Annotated in this window: 17 protein-coding genes; 6 read left to right on the top strand and 11 right to left on the bottom strand. The window is 67.3% G+C overall.

The features are described from left to right. Nucleotides 1-36: 36 nt before the first annotated feature. The 3 genes from AC1RQK_RS34520 to AC1RQK_RS34510 all read right to left on the bottom strand — a co-directional run bounded on the left by AC1RQK_RS34520 (nucleotide 37) and on the right by AC1RQK_RS34510 (nucleotide 2,734). Nucleotides 37-1,353 carry an MFS transporter gene (locus tag AC1RQK_RS34520; RefSeq protein WP_492374351.1) on the bottom strand — a complete coding sequence of 439 codons (1,317 nt, stop codon included), beginning with the start codon at nucleotides 1,351-1,353 and terminating at the stop codon, nucleotides 37-39. 461 nt (nucleotides 1,354-1,814) lie between these two features. Continuing rightward, nucleotides 1,815-2,213, bottom strand: a complete 399-nt coding sequence (locus tag AC1RQK_RS34515) for a VOC family protein (RefSeq protein WP_492374335.1) — start codon at nucleotides 2,211-2,213, stop codon at nucleotides 1,815-1,817. Nucleotides 2,214-2,584: 371 nt separating this feature from the next. Beyond that, entirely contained in the window at nucleotides 2,585-2,734 is a 150-nt protein-coding gene (locus AC1RQK_RS34510; protein WP_492813873.1) for a hypothetical protein, read from the bottom strand. Here AC1RQK_RS34510 and AC1RQK_RS34505 point away from each other — a divergent pair. After that, nucleotides 2,733-3,221 (top strand): DUF4265 domain-containing protein, encoded by a 489-nt coding sequence (locus tag AC1RQK_RS34505; protein WP_492813871.1) that lies wholly within the window; start codon nucleotides 2,733-2,735, stop codon nucleotides 3,219-3,221. The genes AC1RQK_RS34510 and AC1RQK_RS34505 overlap by 2 nt on opposite strands. A 19-nt stretch (nucleotides 3,222-3,240) precedes the next feature. Here the strand turns inward: AC1RQK_RS34505 and AC1RQK_RS34500 are convergent, their stop codons facing one another. Beyond that, on the bottom strand, nucleotides 3,241-3,744 hold the full coding sequence (locus tag AC1RQK_RS34500) for a winged helix-turn-helix transcriptional regulator (RefSeq protein ID WP_492813869.1): 504 nt from the start codon (nucleotides 3,742-3,744) through the stop codon (nucleotides 3,241-3,243). Nucleotides 3,745-3,832: 88 nt separating this feature from the next. Between AC1RQK_RS34500 and AC1RQK_RS34495 the strand changes: the two genes are divergently transcribed. Next, nucleotides 3,833-4,468 (top strand): GNAT family N-acetyltransferase, encoded by a 636-nt coding sequence (locus AC1RQK_RS34495; RefSeq protein ID WP_492374338.1) that lies wholly within the window; start codon nucleotides 3,833-3,835, stop codon nucleotides 4,466-4,468. On the opposite strand, the gene AC1RQK_RS34490 is transcribed toward AC1RQK_RS34495, so the two are convergent. Further along, nucleotides 4,465-5,349, bottom strand: coding sequence for an EamA family transporter (locus AC1RQK_RS34490; RefSeq protein WP_492374339.1), 885 nt, complete (start codon nucleotides 5,347-5,349; stop codon nucleotides 4,465-4,467). The genes AC1RQK_RS34495 and AC1RQK_RS34490 overlap by 4 nt on opposite strands. A 57-nt stretch (nucleotides 5,350-5,406) precedes the next feature. Further along, complete coding sequence (locus AC1RQK_RS34485) at nucleotides 5,407-5,943, bottom strand: NAD(P)H-dependent oxidoreductase (RefSeq protein WP_492374340.1); 537 nt, start codon at nucleotides 5,941-5,943, stop codon at nucleotides 5,407-5,409. 110 nt (nucleotides 5,944-6,053) lie between these two features. Between AC1RQK_RS34485 and AC1RQK_RS34480 the strand changes: the two genes are divergently transcribed. Beyond that, nucleotides 6,054-6,950: a LysR substrate-binding domain-containing protein gene (locus AC1RQK_RS34480; protein ID WP_492813866.1), complete on the top strand. Its 897-nt coding sequence runs from the start codon at nucleotides 6,054-6,056 to the stop codon at nucleotides 6,948-6,950. Between the two features lies 1 nt (nucleotide 6,951). Here the strand turns inward: AC1RQK_RS34480 and AC1RQK_RS34475 are convergent, their stop codons facing one another. Next, nucleotides 6,952-9,051 carry a TonB-dependent siderophore receptor gene (locus AC1RQK_RS34475; protein WP_492813864.1) on the bottom strand — a complete coding sequence of 700 codons (2,100 nt, stop codon included), beginning with the start codon at nucleotides 9,049-9,051 and terminating at the stop codon, nucleotides 6,952-6,954. 208 nt (nucleotides 9,052-9,259) lie between these two features. Here AC1RQK_RS34475 and AC1RQK_RS34470 point away from each other — a divergent pair, with 208 nt between their 5' ends. Further along, nucleotides 9,260-9,976: an SDR family NAD(P)-dependent oxidoreductase gene (locus AC1RQK_RS34470; RefSeq protein ID WP_492813862.1), complete on the top strand. Its 717-nt coding sequence runs from the start codon at nucleotides 9,260-9,262 to the stop codon at nucleotides 9,974-9,976. A 37-nt stretch (nucleotides 9,977-10,013) separates the two neighbouring features. Here the strand turns inward: AC1RQK_RS34470 and AC1RQK_RS34465 are convergent, their stop codons facing one another. The 4 genes from AC1RQK_RS34465 to AC1RQK_RS34450 all read right to left on the bottom strand — a co-directional run bounded on the left by AC1RQK_RS34465 (nucleotide 10,014) and on the right by AC1RQK_RS34450 (nucleotide 14,025). Continuing rightward, nucleotides 10,014-11,318: a type II toxin-antitoxin system HipA family toxin gene (locus AC1RQK_RS34465; protein WP_492813860.1), complete on the bottom strand. Its 1,305-nt coding sequence runs from the start codon at nucleotides 11,316-11,318 to the stop codon at nucleotides 10,014-10,016. Then, nucleotides 11,315-11,608 carry a helix-turn-helix domain-containing protein gene (locus AC1RQK_RS34460; RefSeq protein WP_150992224.1) on the bottom strand — a complete coding sequence of 98 codons (294 nt, stop codon included), beginning with the start codon at nucleotides 11,606-11,608 and terminating at the stop codon, nucleotides 11,315-11,317. Before AC1RQK_RS34460 ends, AC1RQK_RS34465 begins: the two co-directional genes overlap by 4 nt. 109 nt (nucleotides 11,609-11,717) lie before the next feature. After that, entirely contained in the window at nucleotides 11,718-13,343 is a 1,626-nt protein-coding gene (locus AC1RQK_RS34455) for a rhodanese-like domain-containing protein (protein ID WP_492813857.1), read from the bottom strand. Between the two features lie 49 nt (nucleotides 13,344-13,392). Next, a complete protein-coding gene (locus AC1RQK_RS34450) occupies nucleotides 13,393-14,025 on the bottom strand; it encodes a cysteine dioxygenase family protein (protein WP_492813855.1) in 633 nt (210 codons plus the stop codon). A 315-nt stretch (nucleotides 14,026-14,340) separates the two neighbouring features. On the opposite strand from AC1RQK_RS34450, the gene dapC reads away from it, so the two are divergent. Together dapC and AC1RQK_RS34440 are read left to right on the top strand one after the other, a co-directional pair. Continuing rightward, entirely contained in the window at nucleotides 14,341-15,567 is a 1,227-nt protein-coding gene (gene dapC, locus AC1RQK_RS34445; protein ID WP_492813853.1) for a succinyldiaminopimelate transaminase, read from the top strand. A gap of 105 nt (nucleotides 15,568-15,672) precedes the next feature. Continuing rightward, nucleotides 15,673-17,955 carry a rhodanese-like domain-containing protein gene (locus AC1RQK_RS34440; protein ID WP_492813851.1) on the top strand — a complete coding sequence of 761 codons (2,283 nt, stop codon included), beginning with the start codon at nucleotides 15,673-15,675 and terminating at the stop codon, nucleotides 17,953-17,955. The last annotated feature ends 271 nt before the right edge of the window (nucleotides 17,956-18,226 follow it).

Below are 18,226 nucleotides of genomic sequence, written 5' to 3'. Positions count from 1 at the left end.
GCGTGTGCTTGCGTGGCGTTTTTGCGTCGGGCGGGCTCAGGAGCCGGCCAGCGCGTTGTCGAACAGCGCCTGCTCGCTGGCCTTGTGCTCCGCCGAAAAGCGCACGGCGATGGCGCACAGGGCGGAGACGATGGCCGCCGCGCCCAGCACGGTCAGCGTTTGCTGCAGGTTGCCGCCCAGGCCCTTCATCAGGAAGCCCGCCGCCACGGCGCCCACATTGCCGCCGGCACCAATGATCCCGGCCACGCCGCCCAGCGCCTTGCGGTCGATAAAGGGCACTAGCGCATAGGTGGCGCCGCAGGCCATATGGGTGAACAGGCCGAAGCCCAGCATGGCGGCCACGGCAGCCACGACGTGATGCGCCTGGGCAAACCACAACAGGCCCAGGCCTTCACCCAGGATCAGCACGAACAGCAGCATGGATCGCGCATCCAGGCCACGGCGCAGCGCAGCCTTGTCCGACAGCCAGCCGCCCAGGGCACGGGCGAACAGGGCGAGCAGGCCAAAGCTGGCCGCGGCCAGGCCGGCGCTGCCGAGCGACAGGCCAAAGTGATCCACGTAATAGGTAGCGGCCACGTTGTGGATGAAGATCTCCACGCCGAAGCAGGCACCGTAGGTGATGAACAGCATCCACACGCGGTAGTTGCCAGCAGCGGCGACAAAGCTGGCCCAGCCGCCTTTCTTGCCGCTGTCGATGGCGATGCCGCGCGCGCGCAGATCCTTGAAGTCGCCTTGCGGGCAGTCCTGCGTATAGCGCCAGTACAGCACCGCCATGATCAGCATCAGCACGCCCGGCACCAGCAACGCCAGGCGCCAGCCCATGGTGTGGCTCACGCCCAGCATCAGCACGCCGCCCAGCAGCAGCGGCATCAGCGCTTGCGCCGCGCCACCGCCGGCATTGCCCCAGCCGGCGGCTGCCGCGTTGGCGGTGCCCACCACGTTGGGCGCGAACATCACCGAGGTGTGGTACTGCGTGATCACGAAGCTCGCGCCAACCGCGCCAATCAGCAGGCGGAAGAACAGGAAGGCTTCATAGCTCTGCGCCATCGCCACGCCCAGCACGGGGATCGCACCGAGAGCGAGCAGGCCGGTGTAGGCGCGGCGGGGACCAAAACGGTCGCACAGCGGGCCAATGGCCAGCCGCACGAGAATGGTCACGGCCACGGCCGCGATATTGATATTGGCGATCTGGTCGGGAGTCAGGCCGAATTCGCCCTTGAGCACCGGCATCAGCGGCGCGCAGGCGAACCACGCGAAGAAGCACACGAAGAAGGCCATCCACGTCAGGTGGAAGGCGCGCATCTGCGGGGTGCGCAGGCTTAGCAGTTCGATGCGGGTGGCTTTGCCGGTCATCATGGCTCCATAAAAACAAATGGCGTCCCGCAATCCGGTCGTGAAGACCAGATCAGGGGACGCCGTTGTCCTGGTGGCAGCGGTGAAGACCGCTGCCACCCTGTGTGGGGTGAGCGGGCCGCCGTTGGTCCGCTCGCGTCTTGTTACGCAAGCGGTGTGCCAGGGCGGTTTGTGATGGATGAAGGGGTTTTTGCGCTGCGCGGGAGCATCAGGCCGGGAGGCGATGCGCCGAGGTGGGGCGGGGCGGCACGGTCATGGTGCAGTGCAATGGACCGGGGCGGTGCGCGCGGTGGTGCAGGTAGTAGCTGGTATTTTGGCTGTCCCGGCTCAGGCCGTGGATGCCGCGTGGTGATAGTTATGCCACTTCCGCCTGCGATGCCAAGTCCTTGGCTCCGAGCCACCAGAACCCGCACTGGACGCCACCGTGCCCAGGCGCCATCGTCAATTCGAGCATGTTCGAGTCAGATCGAGGCCGAATGACACACCGCCTCCACGCGATTGCCCGCCGGATCGACGAGAAACGCTGCGTAGTATCCGGCATGGTAGCCAGGCCGCAGGCCCGGATCCCCATCCGACGATCCCCCGGCGGCGAGGCCCGCGGCAAAGAACGCGTCGACCTGTTTGCGGGACGACGCCTTGAAGCACCAATGCCGCTTGTTTGCTTCGATCCTGCTCGGGTCGAGATAGACCGCCAGGCACGTCGACGCCACATCGCTGGACGTGCAGCGCTCGCCATAGCCAAGCGCATCGGAGCGGTCATAGACCTTCGTTGCGCCCAACGTCTGCATGATCGCGTCATAGAAGGGGCGCGCTGCGTCGAGGTTGGGCACGCCGATTGAAACATGATCGAGAAGTTGCATTGGGTTTGGCTCTGGCTGGTTCCTGGGCTGTTGTTCTTGCGCGGGGCATAGGGATCGTCGCCGGCAAATCTGCCTTGCGAGAGCCTGAGGGACATTTCCCGGCGCCGCCGGGGCATGGGCTGAAGCGTCGAACGTCGAAGAATGGGCTCCCACTTTACAACCTGCCTGGGAATCCGTGTTCAGCCCGTTCACTGAGCTTTGGGCAGTGATAATCGACGTTCTGCGTGAGGTAGCGGCCAGGTGGGATCTTCCGTCCGGGATTCTTGGCAGGATGCGGGGAGGGGGACCGGGAAGCCGCACGTGGCCCCGCACTCGAACGGATGCCTGGATAGCGGAGAACGTGCCAGGAGCGCCAAAGGCAAACTGGCTTCTCAATTCGGGGCTTCATGTCTTACACACGGTTGCTGTGTAAAACTAGGCGGTCCCGCATCAAACGCATCAAACGCATCAAACGCATCAAACGCATCAAACGCATCAAACGCATCAAACGCATCAAACGCAAGAGCGACGAACCACCACATGGAAAACATCCCCCCAAGCGTCCTGATCCACGTCTACGCCGGAGAAGATGACGCGGAGCCAATGTTCGAAGAACTGCCCGCCCGCCAAATCGATGAAGACATCTACGAGCTTCTCGCCTCGCCCGGTCTCGCCTTGAATCTGGCAAGAGGCGACATCGTCTCCATCAAGAATAGAAACGCGCATGCCGAGGTCCTGTCGAGGGGCGGGAATTTCTGCGTTCAAATTTATGAGGATGAAGATATCCCGCAGGCAATCCTGTCACGCCTGGAGAAGGAGGTGTCAGCTGAGCTGGGCGGAACGCTGGATGGGATCAACGGCGGGAATCTGTCATTGACCATCCCATCCAAAAACGGGATGGACCGAATCCGCGACGTCTTTGACAGGTTTCGCGACCAGACCGGGATTCAGTGGTACTACGCGAACATCTACCGGAATCTGGACGATCCCGATGATGAAACACTGCTGGACTGGTGGCTGAAGGATTGACGGCCGATCGCGCGCAGGCTCACGCTTGCGTGGCAGGCGCTTGCGGGGATTCGCCTTCAGCCGCCGGCGCTGGCCGCCGGCTGGCGTGGTAAATCTCGATATCGTTGGGCCGCACCAACTGATCCGCATCATCCACCAGCGCCGCGCGCACGCGGCGCCCCTCCGGTGCGGTAAGCAACGTCACCGGCCCTTGGCCGCTGGCGGCCAGGTGGCGATCCCCCCATTGCATCAGCCCGATGATCACCGGCAGCAACTCCACCGCGGCGCGCGTCGGCCGGTACTCGAACCGTTCCCGCTCGCCCGGCTCCCGATAGCTCACCTTGCGCAGGATGCCTGCCTCGGTCAGCGTTTTGAGCCTGGCCGACAGCACGGCGGGGGAGCACTGCAGGCGCTCCAGGAAATCGTCGAAGCGCCTGATGCCGTGGAAAACGTCGCGCAAGATAAGAATTGTCCACTTCTCTCCAATCAGCGAGAGGGTCGCGGCAATCGAGCAGTTGCGGAGTTCTTGGGCGGTGAGATCCATCCGTTGAGCATAGCAGGCTAACTTCATTTGCAAAAGTCAGGGTATTGCTTATACTCCTGACTATGAAATATGAAGTCAGGAGCCGGACATGCAGCCTTCGAATCCTCCCAGCCTTGCCGGCCAATCCCGCCTGACCGGCGGCGGCCGGCATGCTGGCTGCCCGGAATGCGCCGAGACCTGGAAGTTGAGCGGTGGCGAGCGCGTGGTCGTGCGCGCTGTTCGTGCCGCTGATGCCGAGAGAGAGCGGGCCTTCGTCCAGGCCCTGTCGCGCGAGAGCCGTTATTACCGCTTCCTGACCGGCGGACGCGTGTCCGACGAGGTAATCGACCTGTTCATCGAGAGCAACGCCGGCCTGGCGCTGGTGGTCACGGCGGAAGTGGAGGGGCTGCCGATGATCGTCGCCAACGGCAACTACGTGGTGACGCGTGGCGAGGATGGCGACGTTGGCGAGTTCGCCGTGGCGGTGGCCGACGACTGGCAAGGCAAGGGTATCGGCCGCCGGCTGATCCAGCGCCTGCGCGACGCGGCGCTGGGCGCCGGCCTGCATCTGCTGCGCGGGGATGTGCTGAGCGAGAACCGCCGCATGCTGGCGCTGATGCGGGAGTTCGGCTTCTCCACCCGGCGCAACCCGGAAGACAGCCTGCTGTATGAGGTCAGCCTGGTGCTGGGCGAGCTGGCCGGCTACGGCGCGCAGCAAGCCGTGGCGCGGCTATCGGCGGCCTAGGCCTCGGCGCTTGCGCGCTTGCGCGATCCGGCTGTCATCGTGCACCCCACCGACGCCGTGATGATGCTGCCAATCGCCAGCCATTGCTGCGTGTTCAGCGTTTCGTGCAAAAACGCGAGGCCTGCCAGCGCGCCCATGGCGGGTTCCATGCTGAGCAGGATGCCGAAGGTGCGGCGCGGCAGCCGCTTGAGCGCCACCATTTCCAGCGAATAGGGAATGGCGCTGGAGAGCAGGCCAACCGCCAGCCCTGCTGCCAGCAGCGACGGGCTGAACATGGCCGCGCCGGCATGCGCCAGCCCGAAGGGCAGCACGACCAGCGATGCCATGGTCAGCCCGAGCGAGGTGGCTTGCCCGCCGTGCGCGTTGCCTGCCATCTGCCCGAAGATGATGTATAGCGCCCAGCCCACGCCGGCCGTCAGCGCGTAGCCGATGCCCACGGGATCGAGCGTGGCAACGTTCTCCCCAAGCGGCAACAGCAACAGCAAGCCTGCCACCGCAAAGGCAATCCAGAGAAAGTCGATGGCCCGCCGTGACGACGACACGGCGACCGCCAGCGGCCCGGTGAACTCGATGGCAATCGCCAGCCCGAGCGGGACGGTGCGCAGCGACATATAGAACAGCAGGTTGGTGGCGCCCAGCGCCGCGCCGTATAGCGCGATCACACGGGCGTTGGCCAAGCTTAGCGGCATCCGCCAGGGCCGCCACACGCATAGCAGGATCAACGCCGAAAAGCTCACCCGCAGCGCCGTGGTGCCCTGGGCGCCAACCTCGGCAAACAGGCTCTTGGCAAACGACGTACCGACGCAGAGCGAAGCCATCGATCCGATCAATGCCAGCACGGCGATCAGGGTGGCACTTTGTTTCAGGCGATTCAGCGGCAATTGCGACTCTCAGGCGATTCTGCGAGCCCGAATCTTGAACGATCCTGGCCCGGCTGGCTAGGCTGCGATGTGCTGCAAGCGCACCGCGTAACGCTCGCCCGCGGCAGCCAGCGCTTGGTCATCCAGCTTGCCCGCCTCATAGAGCAGGAAGGGCTCGGACCACGGCAGGCCGCAGCGGTTGGCGGTGGCCTGCAAGGGGCGCAGCAACTCGGCAAGCGCAAACAGATTGACGCCGCCTGGCCCGTAGGCTTGCGGCACGTTGCCAGCGGTGGCGGCTACCAGCATGGGCTTGCCTTCCAGCGCGCGGCCCTCGGTCTCATAGGCGATGTAGAACATGCGGGTCAGCACGGCGTCCTGCCAGGTTTTGAGCAGCGCGGGCGTGGCATACCACTGGAGCGGGAACTGAAACACGATGCGGTCCGCGCCAAGCAGCCGGCGGACTTCGGCGTCCACATCAATGGCGCCGTCCGGGTAGAGGGCGTAGAGGTCGGCGATTTCTACGCCGGGCAGTGTGCTGGCCGCATTGCACAGGGCGCGATTGGCCTTGGATTGGCCGAACTGGGGATGGAACAGCAGGATCAGGGTCTTGGACATGGGGGGCTCCGGTTGGTAGTGCCGTGGTGCGTGCCGTGGTGATGTCTCAAGGATGCCGCTTCACACCAAATCATTCCAATGGATAGTTTGTATGCTCTATTATCCGTTTCATGAATTTACGTGCGATCGACCTCAATCTGCTGACCGTGCTGGACGCCTTGCTCGACGAAGCCCATGTGTCGCGTGCCGCGCAGCGTGTCGGGCTGTCCCAGCCAGCCGCCTCCAGCGCGCTGGAGCGCTGCCGCCATCTGTTCAAGGATCGCCTGCTGGAGCGTGCGCCTGGCGGCATGCAGCTCACGCCGAGGGCGCAGGCTCTGCGCGCGCCGCTGAAGCAGGCGCTGGCCTCGGTGGCGACGGTGATTGGTGAGCCTGAGGTGGATCTGGCGAGCTTGTCGCAAACGGTGCGCGTGCGGATGGCGGACCATCCCGCCGTGCTGGTGGCGCGGCAACTGCATCGGCAACTGGCGCGCAGCGCGCCGGGCGTCAATCTCGTGCTACAGCCGTGGCAGGGTGCCGATGCTGCGCTCGGGTCCCTGGCGCGAGGGGACAGCGATCTCGCTGTATCCGTGTTTCCCGCCGTGGGCGCGGATTTTCGCCGCCGGCCGTTATTGCGCGAGCACTACGTGGTTGCCATGCGGCGGGGCCATCCCGCGGCCACCGGCTTTGGCCTGGAGCGCTGGCTGGAGTACCCGCATGTGTTGGTATCCGGCCGTGGCGATATCCACGGGCCGCTGGACGATGCACTGGCCGGGCTGGGCCTGGCGCGGCGCGTCGGCATGGTCGTGCCGAGCTTCATGATGGTGCCGCCGCTGCTGGCCGATTCCGACCTGATCGCCATGCTGCCCAGCCGCTGCCTGCCCGAGGACCCGGCACAGGCCCTGGCGACGTTCGCGCCGCAGGTGGCGGTGGAGGGTTTTTCCCTCCACCTGGCCTGGCATGCGCGCCGCGACGATGACGTGGCCGTGCGGCATGTGGCGGGCCTCATCGAAGGCCTGCTGGCGGCGTAGCTTAGTAGTTGAGCGCCACGTTGAGCATGACCGTACGGGGATTGCCCACCGGCACGATGTTGTTGCTCAGGCCGCCGGCGTAGTACGCCTTGTCGAACACGTTCTTGACGTTGAGCGCGGCCTTCCAGTGCGATGCCACATAGCCCACGCCAAGGTCCGCCACCGCGTAGCCGGGCACGGTGTAGTTGAAGGTGTAGCCGCGCTTGGCGCTCTCCGCGCGCATGCCGGCGCCGGCGTACCAGCCTGCGAGCGGCCCGCGGAAATGCTTGGTGCCCCAAAGCGAGACGCTGTGCCGGGGCACGTTGTTGAGCGGCTTGCCCACATTGGCGGCAACCGTGTCTTGCGTGACCTCGCTGGCGATGTAGGCATAGGCGCCCGCCAGGCTCCAGCCGCCGCCAAGATCCGCCGTCAGCTCTGCCTCCAGCCCGCGCGTGCGCTGCTCGCCCGTGGCAATGCTGAAGCCGGTATTGACCGGGTCCGAGCTCAGCACGTTGCGCCGGGTCAGGTCGAAGGCAGACAGGGTCAGCAGGCCGCTCTTGTTGGGCAAATCGAACTTGATGCCCACCTCGGCCTGGCGCCCCGTCTCGGGCTTGAAGGTGCCGCCGTTGACGTCAGTGCCGCTATTGGGCAGGAACGAGGTCGCGTAGCTGACATAGGGACGTGCCCAGCTGGTCAGGTCGAACATCAGCCCGGCGCTGCCGGTGATGGCCCGCGCGGTGTCGTCCAGGCGCGTGGCGGCCAGGCGGTCCGTGGTGCTGGTGCGGGCGGTGTCGTGGCGCAGGCCGGCGGTGAGCAGCCAGCGCTGGGCAAACCGCACCTGGTCGCGCGCGTAGAAGCCCAGCGTGCTGACGTTGTCTTCCTGGTTCAGGCTGTAGGCGCTGGGGCAGTTCACGGCCGTGCCATAGACCGGGTTGTAGACGTTCAGCGCCGCGACGCGGCAGGTGCGCTGCAGGCGGCTCTCGTTGCTGCGGTTGTAGTCCACGCCGAGCGTGACCTCATGCTGCTGCCCGGCAAGCTCGAAGCGCCGCTGCAGGTTGGTGTCCACGCCGATGGTGGTGCCGGAGAAGTCCTGCTGCGTGCCGCTGCGGTTGAGCAACTGGCTGTTGACTGCCATGGTGCCGCCCGCGATCAGCGTGCCGGCCAGCGACAGCGTTTGCCAGCGGAAATTCTGGTTCAACGTCCAGCCGGAATCGAAGCGGTGGGTCAGCGCATAGCCCAGCCGGTTCTGCTCGCCGTCGTATGGCGCCAGGCCCGGCTCGCCGGTAAAGCGGCTGTTGGGCAGGGTGCCGTTGCGGTTGGCAGTGAGCGTGCCATTCACGGGCAGGCCTTGCTGGCGCACATATTGCCGCTCGTTGTGGCTCGCCAGCAGGGTCAGGTCGGTGCGCGCGCCCAGGTCCAGCGACAGCGACGGCGCGATATAGCGGTTGCGGTAATAGACGTAGTCGGTCGCGTCGTCGCTGTTCATCGCCAGGGCGTTCACGCGCAGCGCGGCCTTGCCGTTTTCCGACAACGGCGTGCCCACATCCGCCGTGGCCTGCCGCAAGCCGTAGTTGCCTACCGTCAGCCCCAGTTCGCCAAACAGTTCGGGTCTGGGGCGCTTGCTGACGATATTGACCATGCCGCCCGGCTGCACCTTGCCGAACAACACCGAGGCCGGGCCTTTGAGCACTTCCACGCCCTGCGCGCCGAACAGCTCCTGCGCCACGCGGTTGTTGGACTCGACCAGCAGGCCATCGACAAAGACGGATTCCGATGCGCGCTGGCCGCGGATGATGAAGTCGTCCCAGCCGCGCCGGCCGTAGACATTGGTGACCACGCCCGCGGAATTGGCCAGTGCGTCACCCAGGGTTTGCGCTTGCTGGCTGTCCATCAGGTCGCGCGTGATCACGGTGATGGACTGCGCGCTGTCCGCCGCGGACGTGCCGGACTTGGTCACGCCCGCCGCCCGGCGCGTGGCAAAGCCGGTGTCGGCACGGGGGTCTTCGGCGGCGCTGACCGTGACGGACGGCAAGGTGGTCTCGGCGTCCGGGGCGGCCTGGGCCATGGCAGGGGAGAACAGGCAGCCCAGGGCGGCCGGGGCAATCAGTTGGCGAGTGAGCATGGTGCTGCGAGAGTGCGGAAAGCGCCGGATTGTAAATGATAATGATTATCGTTTGTTGGGTTTTGCAATGAAATCGGGCCGTGCTTAGCCGGGGACGGCGATGCCGAACGCATGCGCCGGTTTTGCGCCTCGCCTTCCAACGCGCTTTCCACCTCAAGCGCGGCGGACTATGGTGACTAGGAGGCAAGAGCCCGAACAGGAGAACACCATGGCATCGTCAGCATCCCCCCGCCGCATCGTGATTACCGGCGCCGGTGGCGCGCTTGGCCGCGCCGTTACCCAGGCGTTCGCGGACGAGGGGGCGCGGCTGGCCCTGATCGACCGCGACGCGGCAGTGCTGCGCGCGCACGCGCCGGTGCCCGAGGCCGCGGACTGGCACCTGTTGCTGGCGGCGGACGTGACCTCGACGGACAGCATGGCCATGGCGGCGCGCAGCATCCTCGACGCGTTCGGCGGCGTGGATGTGCTGGTGCACGTGGCCGGCGGCTTCGAGATGGGCGAGCCCGTGCATGCGCTCAGCCGCGAATCCTGGATGCGGATGATGGATCTGAACGCCTGGTCGCTGGTGGCCGTGACGCAGCATCTGCTGCCCGCCATGCTTGCGCAGGGCGCCGGCAAGGTCGTGGCGGTGACCGCGCGCGGCGCCGCCAACGGGGCCGCCGCGATGGGCGCCTACTGCGCGTCAAAGAGCGCGTTGCAGCGTCTGGTGGAGAGCTTGTCGCATGAGGTGCGCCGGGCTGGCATTAACGTCAACAGTGTCGCGCCGGGCACGCTCGACACCCATGCCAACCGCCAGGCCATGCCCGCCGCCGATCCCACCGACTGGGTCTCGACCGCGTCGGCGGCGCGCGCCATTGCCTTCCTGGCCTCGGACGCGGCGCAGGCGATCCATGGGCAGCATGTGGTGCTGGATGGGCTGAGCTGAGCGGCGCAACGACGCCAGCATCTTTTGGAAACGGCCTCTAAGCCTTGCGCTGTGCCAGCGGCAATGTCGCCAGCCGCTCCAGCACGATGGCACGCATGCCCGCCGGCGCCGGCAACTGCTCCAGCAATGCCGGCCAGCGCTCGTGCGCCATCGCTACCGCGTCTTTCACGGCGGCGGTGGCGATGCGCTCGGCGATCCTGGCCTTGCGCGCGAACTCGCGGTAGGTCTGCAGGGTTTGCTCGCGCTGCTGGCGGTCGATGGCCACATTCTGGCCGAAGCCGGCAAAGCCCGGCAGGGCGGCCACGCTGACGATGTCGTAAGCGGGCGAGAGCTCGGGCGCGACGCCGTTGCGGTACAGGAAGGAGAAGTTCTTCAGGTGGGCATCGCTGTTGCCCAGCAGGGTATTGATGGCCTGGCGGATAAAGAACTGCCGCACGTCTTCGATGCCGCGCACGCTCAGGCGCTCCAGCAGTTGCACCAGGGCGGCGTAGGCGTCATGGCCGCCATACTTGCGGTTGGGCATGCGGGTCAGCAGCTGGCAGCCGTCTTCGGCATGCACTCGCCCGCCGGGCTCGCGGTCGAAGCGGTCCACGGCGAGGAAGTGCAGGCCGGTGCCAAGGGCCTCGGCCAGCCCCTCGACCTCGATGGCGGCAAGCGGCACGGGCCGGCACGGCGCCACCGCCACGCCAGCGGCCTGCGCCAGCTGCATCGACACGTATTCGTTGAAGACCTGGCTATCGTCATTGCGCGCGGGCAGCTTGGCGATCAGGTCGGAGAGATGCCCGTGGGTGGGCATGGTGTAGCGCTTGCCGGCATGCGCGGTGGACAGCGCCAGCTTGTTCTGCACGCCCGAGACCGAGGCCGCGCCTTCGGTGGCGCCTTCGATCACGGCAATTTCCAGGTTGTCCGCTCCGCCCGTCACGCCGACGGTGCGCACGTGCTCGGGCAGGGCGTCGATGGGCGCGGGGCGCACCACCACCGCGCCCGGCAGGTCGTCGCCGGCGGCGGCCAGGATGCCGAAATCGTCGCGGTCTTCGGGATGGTGGCGCGTGGCCTCCAGGCGCTTGCGCAGCTCGCTCTCGGGCAACAGCCCGGCGAAGTAGGGCGGCAGCGCCGCGTTGGTGTTGTACAGCGCGGGATGGAAGGGGTTGGACAGCACCGAGGCGGTCAGCGTGTCGTTGCCGGGGAAGGTCAGCGAAAGGCTGAGCGTGGGCCGCAGCGGGTCGCCGCGGAAGGCTTCCGCCGGCACGAAGCGGCAGGTGCGCCCGACCTCGCACAGATGGCCGCACAGCACGCCGTGCAGGTGCACTTCCAGATAGCGGGGGCGCAGCCCGGGGCTCATGATTCCTGCTCCAGGAACATTTCCACCGAGGTCTTGGCCTCGCGGTCCGGCCCGCTGTCCTTGCCCTCGACCAGGCGCTTCACGGCGAGCAGGTGCTCGCGTGGCACCAGGACCCATTCCGCATCGAGCGCGGCACCCACGGCTTCGAGTGTGGAGGCGCGCACATCGCTGCGGCCGCTCAACGCCGTGGTCAGGTTGGACGGCGCCATGCCGATCAGCCGGGCCACTTCCCCCAGCGAGGATTTGCGCGTGGCTCGGCGTGCCTGGAGCTGATCAAAGAATGATGCCATGACATGTTTTCACATCGAAGGATATGAAATAGCATAGCACACGACGGCATTTCTTATGTTATCGCATAATTTATGTCAAATTTATATGTCATAGCATGAGTCTGCGCGATCAGGCCGCCTTGCTCTGGTCTGCCGCTTGCCCTGCGGACGCCAGAATGCGGAAGCGGCTCAGTTCATCCGGCGCGCACTGTGCAATCAACCCGGTTTCCCAGGCCAGGTAGGCACGCGCGGCGTCCTTGTTGCCCTCGTGCCGGTCGTGCACGAAAAACAGGTAGTCGATACGCGCTTCCGGCGGCAGCCCCACCGGCTCGGCCGCCTCGGGCAGCCCCGCGGCCTGCCAGGTGCGGTAGCCCTCGGCCAGCCGGTACACGTGGCGATAGCCGGCGGCCAGCAGATCCTGCCCGGCTAGGTTGGCGATGTGCGGCTCGCTCGCGATCAGGATGACCGGCTGGTCGTGGGTGGCGCCAAGGCGCTCGAGCGTGGCGGGCAGGCGCGGGCGGATCGACCAGGTGGCGCCTTCGGCATGGCCGCGGGCGTACTCGGCGCTTTCGCGCAGGTCGATGCGCAGCGCGTCAGGCGCCTGCGCGTGCAGCGCGCGCAGCAGGTTGGCGTCGAGCACCGGCAGGGCGTGGGTGGGCAGGGTGCGCGGCGGCGCGCTCGCCTTGATGGCGGCGTTGACGCCGTGCGCGAGCACGGCGCTCTCATAGCCCAGCTGGTAAAGCCAGCTGGCCACCACCGGTGCGCGCACGCCATCGTCGTCGAACACGATCACGCGGCTGCCGCGCACGCCGATGTACTGGTCGGTGGCCTGCACCAGCTGGCCGCCGGGCGCGTGCCGCGCGCCGTCGATCGAGCCTTGCGCGAATTCCTCGGCAGTGCGGATATCCAGCAGGTAGGTGGTGCGGCTGTCGTCGTCCAGCCACTGCTGCGCCTGCGTGGCCGACAGCGCGGGCAAGCCAGCGCGCTGCAGCAGCCGGGCCGAGCGAGCGCGAGCCTCGGCCAGCTCGCTGGCCGGCGGGGCCGCCGGGTAGCGGCGCTGGCTGCCGTGCTCGAGCGCGTGGTCGGCCAGGTACCATCCCTGCGTGCCGTTCTCCAGCGCCAGCACGGGATTGGGCAGGCCAAGGTTGCGCAGCGTCTGCGCGCCGATGATGCTGCGCGTGCGCCCGGCGCAGTGCACCACCACGGTGGTCTGTGCATCCGGCAGCAGTGTCGCCAGGCGCAGGGCCAGCTCGCCGTTGGGCAGGCTGTGTGCGCCGGGGATGGTCATCTTCTGGTGCTCGGCAAAGGTGCGGCCATCCACCAGCACCAGCGGCTCGCCGCTGTCGCGGCGCGCCACCAGTTCAGCAGCGCTCAGGCGCGGCGTGTGCTGCTGGTGCTCGACCAGTTCGCCAAACGTCTTCGATGGCACGTTGACGCCCTTGAACAAGGTGTAACCGGCCGCGGCCCACGCCGCTGCGCCCCCCGCCAGCAGCGTGAGATTGCTGTAGCCCAGGCCAGCCAGCCGCTGTGCCGCCAGCTCGGCCACGCCGTCGCCGTCGTCGAACAGCACGATGCGCTCGGCCAGGCGCGGCGCCAGGCGGGCAACATCCAGCTCCAGCCGGCTGTAGGGCAGGGGCACGGCGAAGAAGGGATGGCCCTCGCCATATTGGCCGTGCTCGCGCACGTCGAACAGCGCCAGGGGCTGGCCGTCGTTAAGCCAGCCGCGCAAGGTGACGGCGTCGATGGATTGGGTCATGGCGTGCTCCGCGTGAACAAGGGATGGGGCTGTTGTCTTGGCCGCAATGTCAGGCCGCTGCTTTCTCGCTGCGGTTCATCTGGGTGGCGTTGTAGTTGACGATGCGCCCGGTCTCCAGCTCCACGCCGATGCGCCCCGTCAGCGTTTCGAGTGGACGGCCGTAGAGGTGGAAGTGCAGCGTGGGGGCTTCGCCCACCACGTGGATGCTATGGATGTCCTGCGGCAGGAAGCTGATCGGCGTGCCCGGGCGCACCACCAGCTCGCGCTCCAGTTCGATGCTGGCCCGCTCGGGGTTGCTGCCGTCGTCGGTGCGGCGGTAGACGCGGTTGAGCTCATCGCCTTGCACGGCCACGATGACGGCCCACGTGTCATGGTTGTGCGGAATGGTCTTCTTGCCCGGCACGATCGAATTGAGGTAGAGCGCTGGCAACTGGCCTTCTCCGCTCAGCCGATAGCGGGTAGAGGTGGTGGTGCCGTCGCTGGGCGGCGGGAAATCGGCAAAGCCGAACAGGTCCTTCTGGTCGGCCAGCTTCTGCAGGGCGGCGGTGACCTGCCCGAGCGTGGCGCGATCCACCTCGCGCTGTGTCGTCAGTGCGCTGACTTCGGCGAGGGTGGCGGCAATGGCCGCATTGCGCTGGTTTTGCTGATCGGTCTGGTTGGTCTGGTTGGTCTGGGTCGTCATGGGGGGAGATCCTGTTATGAATACGATGCAGTGGCAGGTGGCGGCCGTGCTCCACTCTACGGAGTGCGGGACCCGGGAAGAACTAACAATATCGCCGATGCATATTCGGTTTTGATCTGGTGCAAGGCGACATGAGGCCTGCGGCGTCGCATTGCGCATTGCATCGACTATCGCATCACGCATTGCATGACCAACGGCGGAAAGATTCGTTGCCGCGGCGCGGGGCCGGGTCCTAGAGTAGGCCGCTAGAGGTGAGGGTGTTCACGGCCAAGCCGGGCAACCACCAAGCCGCCGCCCTCCAATGAGAGAACCAGCATGAGCCAACCACTGCACGAACGCCTGCAACCCTATCCCACGGAAAAACTGCAGGCGCTGGCGGCGCAAACGCCCCTGCGCACCAGCCTGCCGCCGATCAGCTTCAGCTGGGGCGAGCCGCAACATGCCACGCCGCACCTGGTTGTGCAGGCGCTGGCGGAACACGCCGGCAGCATCGGCCGCTATCCCAAGGTGGCTGGCAGCGACGCGCTGCGTGAGGCCATCGCCGCCTGGGTCGCGCGCCGCCACGGCGTGGCCGGCCTCGACCCGGCGCGCGAGATCGTGCCCGTCAACGGCGCCAAGGATGGTTTGTTCAGCCTGGCGCAAGTGGTGCTGCGCGCCAACCGGCCGCAGCATGGCGCGCCGGTGGTGCTGGTCAGCAATCCGGGCTACCAGGTCTACGAAGGCGCGGCGCTGCTGGCCGGCGCCGAGCCGTATTACCTCGACATCGACCCCGCGCAAGGGCTGGCCGCCGCGTTCGACGCGGTGCCCGCGCACATCTGGCCGCGCGTGCGGCTGGCCTACCTTTGCTCGCCGGACAACCCTTCTGGCCGCGTCTACGCGCTGCCCGACTGGGAGCACGTGCTGGCGCTGGCCGAGCGGCACGGCTTTCATATCGTGTCGGACGAGTGCTACTCCGAGCTGTACTTCGACGAGGGCGCGCCGCCGCTGGGGGTGCTGGCCGCGGCCCAGGCGCTCGGCCGGGACCGCCAGCGCATCCTGGCCGTGGCCAGCTTGTCCAAGCGCTCCAACGCGCCCGGCCTGCGCTCCGGCTTTGTGGCAGGCGACGCCGATGTGCTGGAGCGCCTGCGCTTGTACCGCAGCTATTGCGGCGGCGTGCTGAGCCCGGCGGTGCAAGGTGCCAGCATCGCAGCCTGGCAGGACGAGGCGCACGTGGTGGAAAACCGCCGTCTATACCGCGAGAAATTCGCCTTCGCCATTCCGCGGCTGCAGCAGGTGGCCCGCCTGGCGCAGCCGCAGGCGGGTTTCTTCGCCTGGCTCGACATCCGCGCCAGCGGGCTCGACGATGTGGCCTTCACGCGCGAACTGCTGGCCGAGCAGAACCTTGCCGTGGTCCCGGGGACCTTCCTGGCACGCACGGTGAATGGCCGCAACCCAGGCGCGGGCCATGTCCGCATCGCCCTGGTGGCCGCCGCCGAGGAATGCGCGCAGGGCGTGGAGCGGCTGGTGGCCTTTGCCCGCGCGCGGCAACCCGCGGCGGCATGATGTCCGCGCCAGGCACGGCATAACGATCTGCGATCTGATTCGTTAGCGCCCGGTGCAACTTCTTTTAGGCTTCAACCTGCCCAGCATTTTCAAGAGCTTCTCGCCATGACCATTACCGACTTGTCCCAGACCTTGGCCGATACTGACGCAAACGCCGACGCCACGGCCGTTGCCGACCACGTAAGCGGCGCTCGCGCCGCGGCGGTCGCCGCCTTCATCGCCCGTGCCCGAGAGATCGTCGGCGGCCACGCCGCCGACAAGACGCCGCTGGCCGCGATCGCCGACGAACTGGTGGCGCTGGCTGGCCAGGCGCATCTGTTCCCGCCGGCGCATTTCCCCGTGGATGCGGCCAGGCCCGCCGCGATCTACCGGCTGGCGGAAGACCCGGACGGTCGCTTCGCCTTGTTCGCCTCGGCTGGCCTGCCGGGCAAGGCACAGCCGCCGCACGACCACACCACCTGGGCGGTGATTGCCGGTGTGCGCGGCGTGGAGCGCAACGTGATCTTTCATCGCAGCCAGGGCAGCAAGCCCGGGCTCGACACGCTGGAGCCGCTGCGCCAGCTCGATGTACAGGCAGGCAATGCCATCACTCTATCGCCCACCGATGTGCATACCATCGAACTGATCGGCGACACGCCTGGCCTGCACCTGCACTTCTACGGCCTCACGCTGCCCCGCCTGAGCGAGCGCGTGAAGTTCGACCCCGCGCCCGAGGGGGGCACGCAATACAGCTACCGCACCTTTGCCGCGCCTGCGCTGATCCGCCATCCGCTGGTGAGCCCGGCCGCGCTCAAGCGCGCCATCGCCCAGGGGGAGGAACTCGCCGTGCTGGACGCGCGGGAAGAGGGTGCTTTCTCGCGTGAGCACCTGTTGTTCGCCGTGCCCGCGCCGCTGGGCCGGCTCGAGACCACGATCGACCGGCTGGTGCCGCGCCGCACCACGCGCATCGTGGTGACGGATCTGGTCGAGGATATCGCCCACGCGGCCGCGGCCAAGCTGCTGCGCTTTGGCTATACCAACGTATCCGTGCTGGAGGGCGGCACGCGTGCCTGGCAGGCCGCTGGCTATGAAATCTTCAGCGGCACCAACGTGCCCAGCAAAGCCTTCGGCGAAGTGATCGAGCACGAGCTGCACACGCCGTGGATCACCGCCGAGGCGCTCAAGCTGCACCAGACGCGTGGCGACAACGTGGTGGTGGTGGACAGCCGCCCCTTCACGGAATTCCAGAACATGAGCATCCCCGGCGCGGTGGACTGCCCGGGGGCTGAGCTGGTCTACCGCATCGGCGAGATCGCACCCGATCCCGAGACGCTGGTGGTGGTCAATTGCGCCGGCCGCACGCGCAGCATCGTGGGCGCGCAGACGTTGATCAACGCCGGCATTCCCAATCGCGTGGTGTCGCTCAAGGACGGCACCATGGCATGGCTGCTGGCCGGCTACCAGCTCGACCACGGCCAGACCCGTTTCGCGCCACAGCCTGGCGAAGCCGCCCAGGCCGCGGCGCGTGAACGGGCCGCCCGCGTGGCGCAGCGCGCTGGCGTGCAACATATCGATGCGGCGCAGCTAGCCGCTTTCGCGCAGCAGGCGGATGACCGCACGCTGTACCGCTTCGACGTCCGCTCGCCCGAGGAATACACCGCAGGCCACCTGCCGGGCTGGCGCAGCGCCCCCGGCGGCCAGCTGGTGCAGGCCACCGATGCCTACGCCGGTACCCGCCGCGCCCGCATCGTGCTGGCCGACTGGGATGGCGTGCGCGCACAGATCACGGCAGCCTGGCTGGCCCAGTTCAGCGGCCACGAGGTCTACCTGTTCCGCCCGGCACCGCTGGCACCGCGCGAATCCGGCCCCGAGCCCGTGCGCGTGCTGCGCGCCTCCGAGGCCGAAGCGCCGTGGATCGAAGCCGCATCGCTGTCCGCGCTGCAAGCGCAGGGCGGGGCAACGGTGGTGGACGTGGATAGCAGCCTGGCATTCCGACGCGGCCACCTGCCCGGCGCATGGTTCGCCACGCCGGAGAAGGTCGCGCTGGCGCTGGAGCATGCCAGAGCCGACCACATCATCGTGGTGACCTCCTCCGACGGCGTGCTGGCGCAAGCGGTAGCGGCCGAGTTGCGCCGCACCAGCCAGCGCGACGTACGCGCACTGCTCGGCGGCAACGCACGCTGGCAAGCGCTTGGCCTGCCAACGGAATCCGGCGAGGCCGGCACGGCCGCCGCAGCGCGAATCCTGACCGGCGACGAAGACGCGTGGTACAGCGCCTACGCCTACGAGGATGAAAGCCGCCGGAAGTCCGAGATGCACGCCTACCTGAACTGGGAAATCGGCCTGGTCGATCAACTCGAACGCGACGGTGATTTGCCGGTGCGGCTGGTGGATTACAGCCAGCAGTAGGCGCGAAAGGCATCGCTTCGGCCAGCGCCCGCCCTCTCCCCCGGCCCCTCTCCCACAAGTGGGAGAGGGGAGCGAACGGCAAGATCGACCCATTGTGGTAGCCGTGTGAAGCGCCCGAAGGGCGGGCCACACCCCAACGCGATGCGAAGCGAGCCGTGGAGGTGTGCCAAGGCCGTATGGGGCGCCTCGTGATCCGGCGAAAAGAGCGGAAAAGAGGGACCCATGTCTGAGTATCGCCTTAAGGCGATGCGAGTTTGGGTCCCGGCCGCTC

The sequence above is a fragment of the Cupriavidus sp. GW822-FHT02D05 genome (assembly GCF_058802485.1).
This window is presented reverse-complemented; position numbering and strand designations above follow the sequence as displayed.

Excerpts from the sequence above, each read along its gene's own strand:
- AC1RQK_RS34520 (WP_492374351.1), bottom strand. The coding sequence starts at position 1,353 with ATGACCGGCAAAGCCACCCGCATCGAACTGCTAAGCCTGCGCACCCCG.
- AC1RQK_RS34515 (WP_492374335.1), bottom strand. The coding sequence starts at position 2,213 with ATGCAACTTCTCGATCATGTTTCAATCGGCGTGCCCAACCTCGACGCA.
- AC1RQK_RS34505 (WP_492813871.1), top strand. The coding sequence starts at position 2,733 with ATGGAAAACATCCCCCCAAGCGTCCTGATCCACGTCTACGCCGGAGAA.
- AC1RQK_RS34510 (WP_492813873.1), bottom strand. The coding sequence starts at position 2,734 with ATGTGGTGGTTCGTCGCTCTTGCGTTTGATGCGTTTGATGCGTTTGAT.
- AC1RQK_RS34500 (WP_492813869.1), bottom strand. The coding sequence starts at position 3,744 with ATGGATCTCACCGCCCAAGAACTCCGCAACTGCTCGATTGCCGCGACC.
- AC1RQK_RS34495 (WP_492374338.1), top strand. The coding sequence starts at position 3,833 with ATGCAGCCTTCGAATCCTCCCAGCCTTGCCGGCCAATCCCGCCTGACC.
- AC1RQK_RS34485 (WP_492374340.1), bottom strand. The coding sequence starts at position 5,943 with ATGTCCAAGACCCTGATCCTGCTGTTCCATCCCCAGTTCGGCCAATCC.
- AC1RQK_RS34480 (WP_492813866.1), top strand. The coding sequence starts at position 6,054 with ATGAATTTACGTGCGATCGACCTCAATCTGCTGACCGTGCTGGACGCC.
- AC1RQK_RS34475 (WP_492813864.1), bottom strand. The coding sequence starts at position 9,051 with ATGCTCACTCGCCAACTGATTGCCCCGGCCGCCCTGGGCTGCCTGTTC.
- AC1RQK_RS34470 (WP_492813862.1), top strand. The coding sequence starts at position 9,260 with ATGGCATCGTCAGCATCCCCCCGCCGCATCGTGATTACCGGCGCCGGT.
- AC1RQK_RS34465 (WP_492813860.1), bottom strand. The coding sequence starts at position 11,318 with ATGAGCCCCGGGCTGCGCCCCCGCTATCTGGAAGTGCACCTGCACGGC.
- AC1RQK_RS34460 (WP_150992224.1), bottom strand. The coding sequence starts at position 11,608 with ATGGCATCATTCTTTGATCAGCTCCAGGCACGCCGAGCCACGCGCAAA.
- AC1RQK_RS34455 (WP_492813857.1), bottom strand. The coding sequence starts at position 13,343 with ATGACCCAATCCATCGACGCCGTCACCTTGCGCGGCTGGCTTAACGAC.
- AC1RQK_RS34450 (WP_492813855.1), bottom strand. The coding sequence starts at position 14,025 with ATGACGACCCAGACCAACCAGACCAACCAGACCGATCAGCAAAACCAG.
- dapC (WP_492813853.1), top strand. The coding sequence starts at position 14,341 with ATGAGCCAACCACTGCACGAACGCCTGCAACCCTATCCCACGGAAAAA.
- AC1RQK_RS34440 (WP_492813851.1), top strand. The coding sequence starts at position 15,673 with ATGACCATTACCGACTTGTCCCAGACCTTGGCCGATACTGACGCAAAC.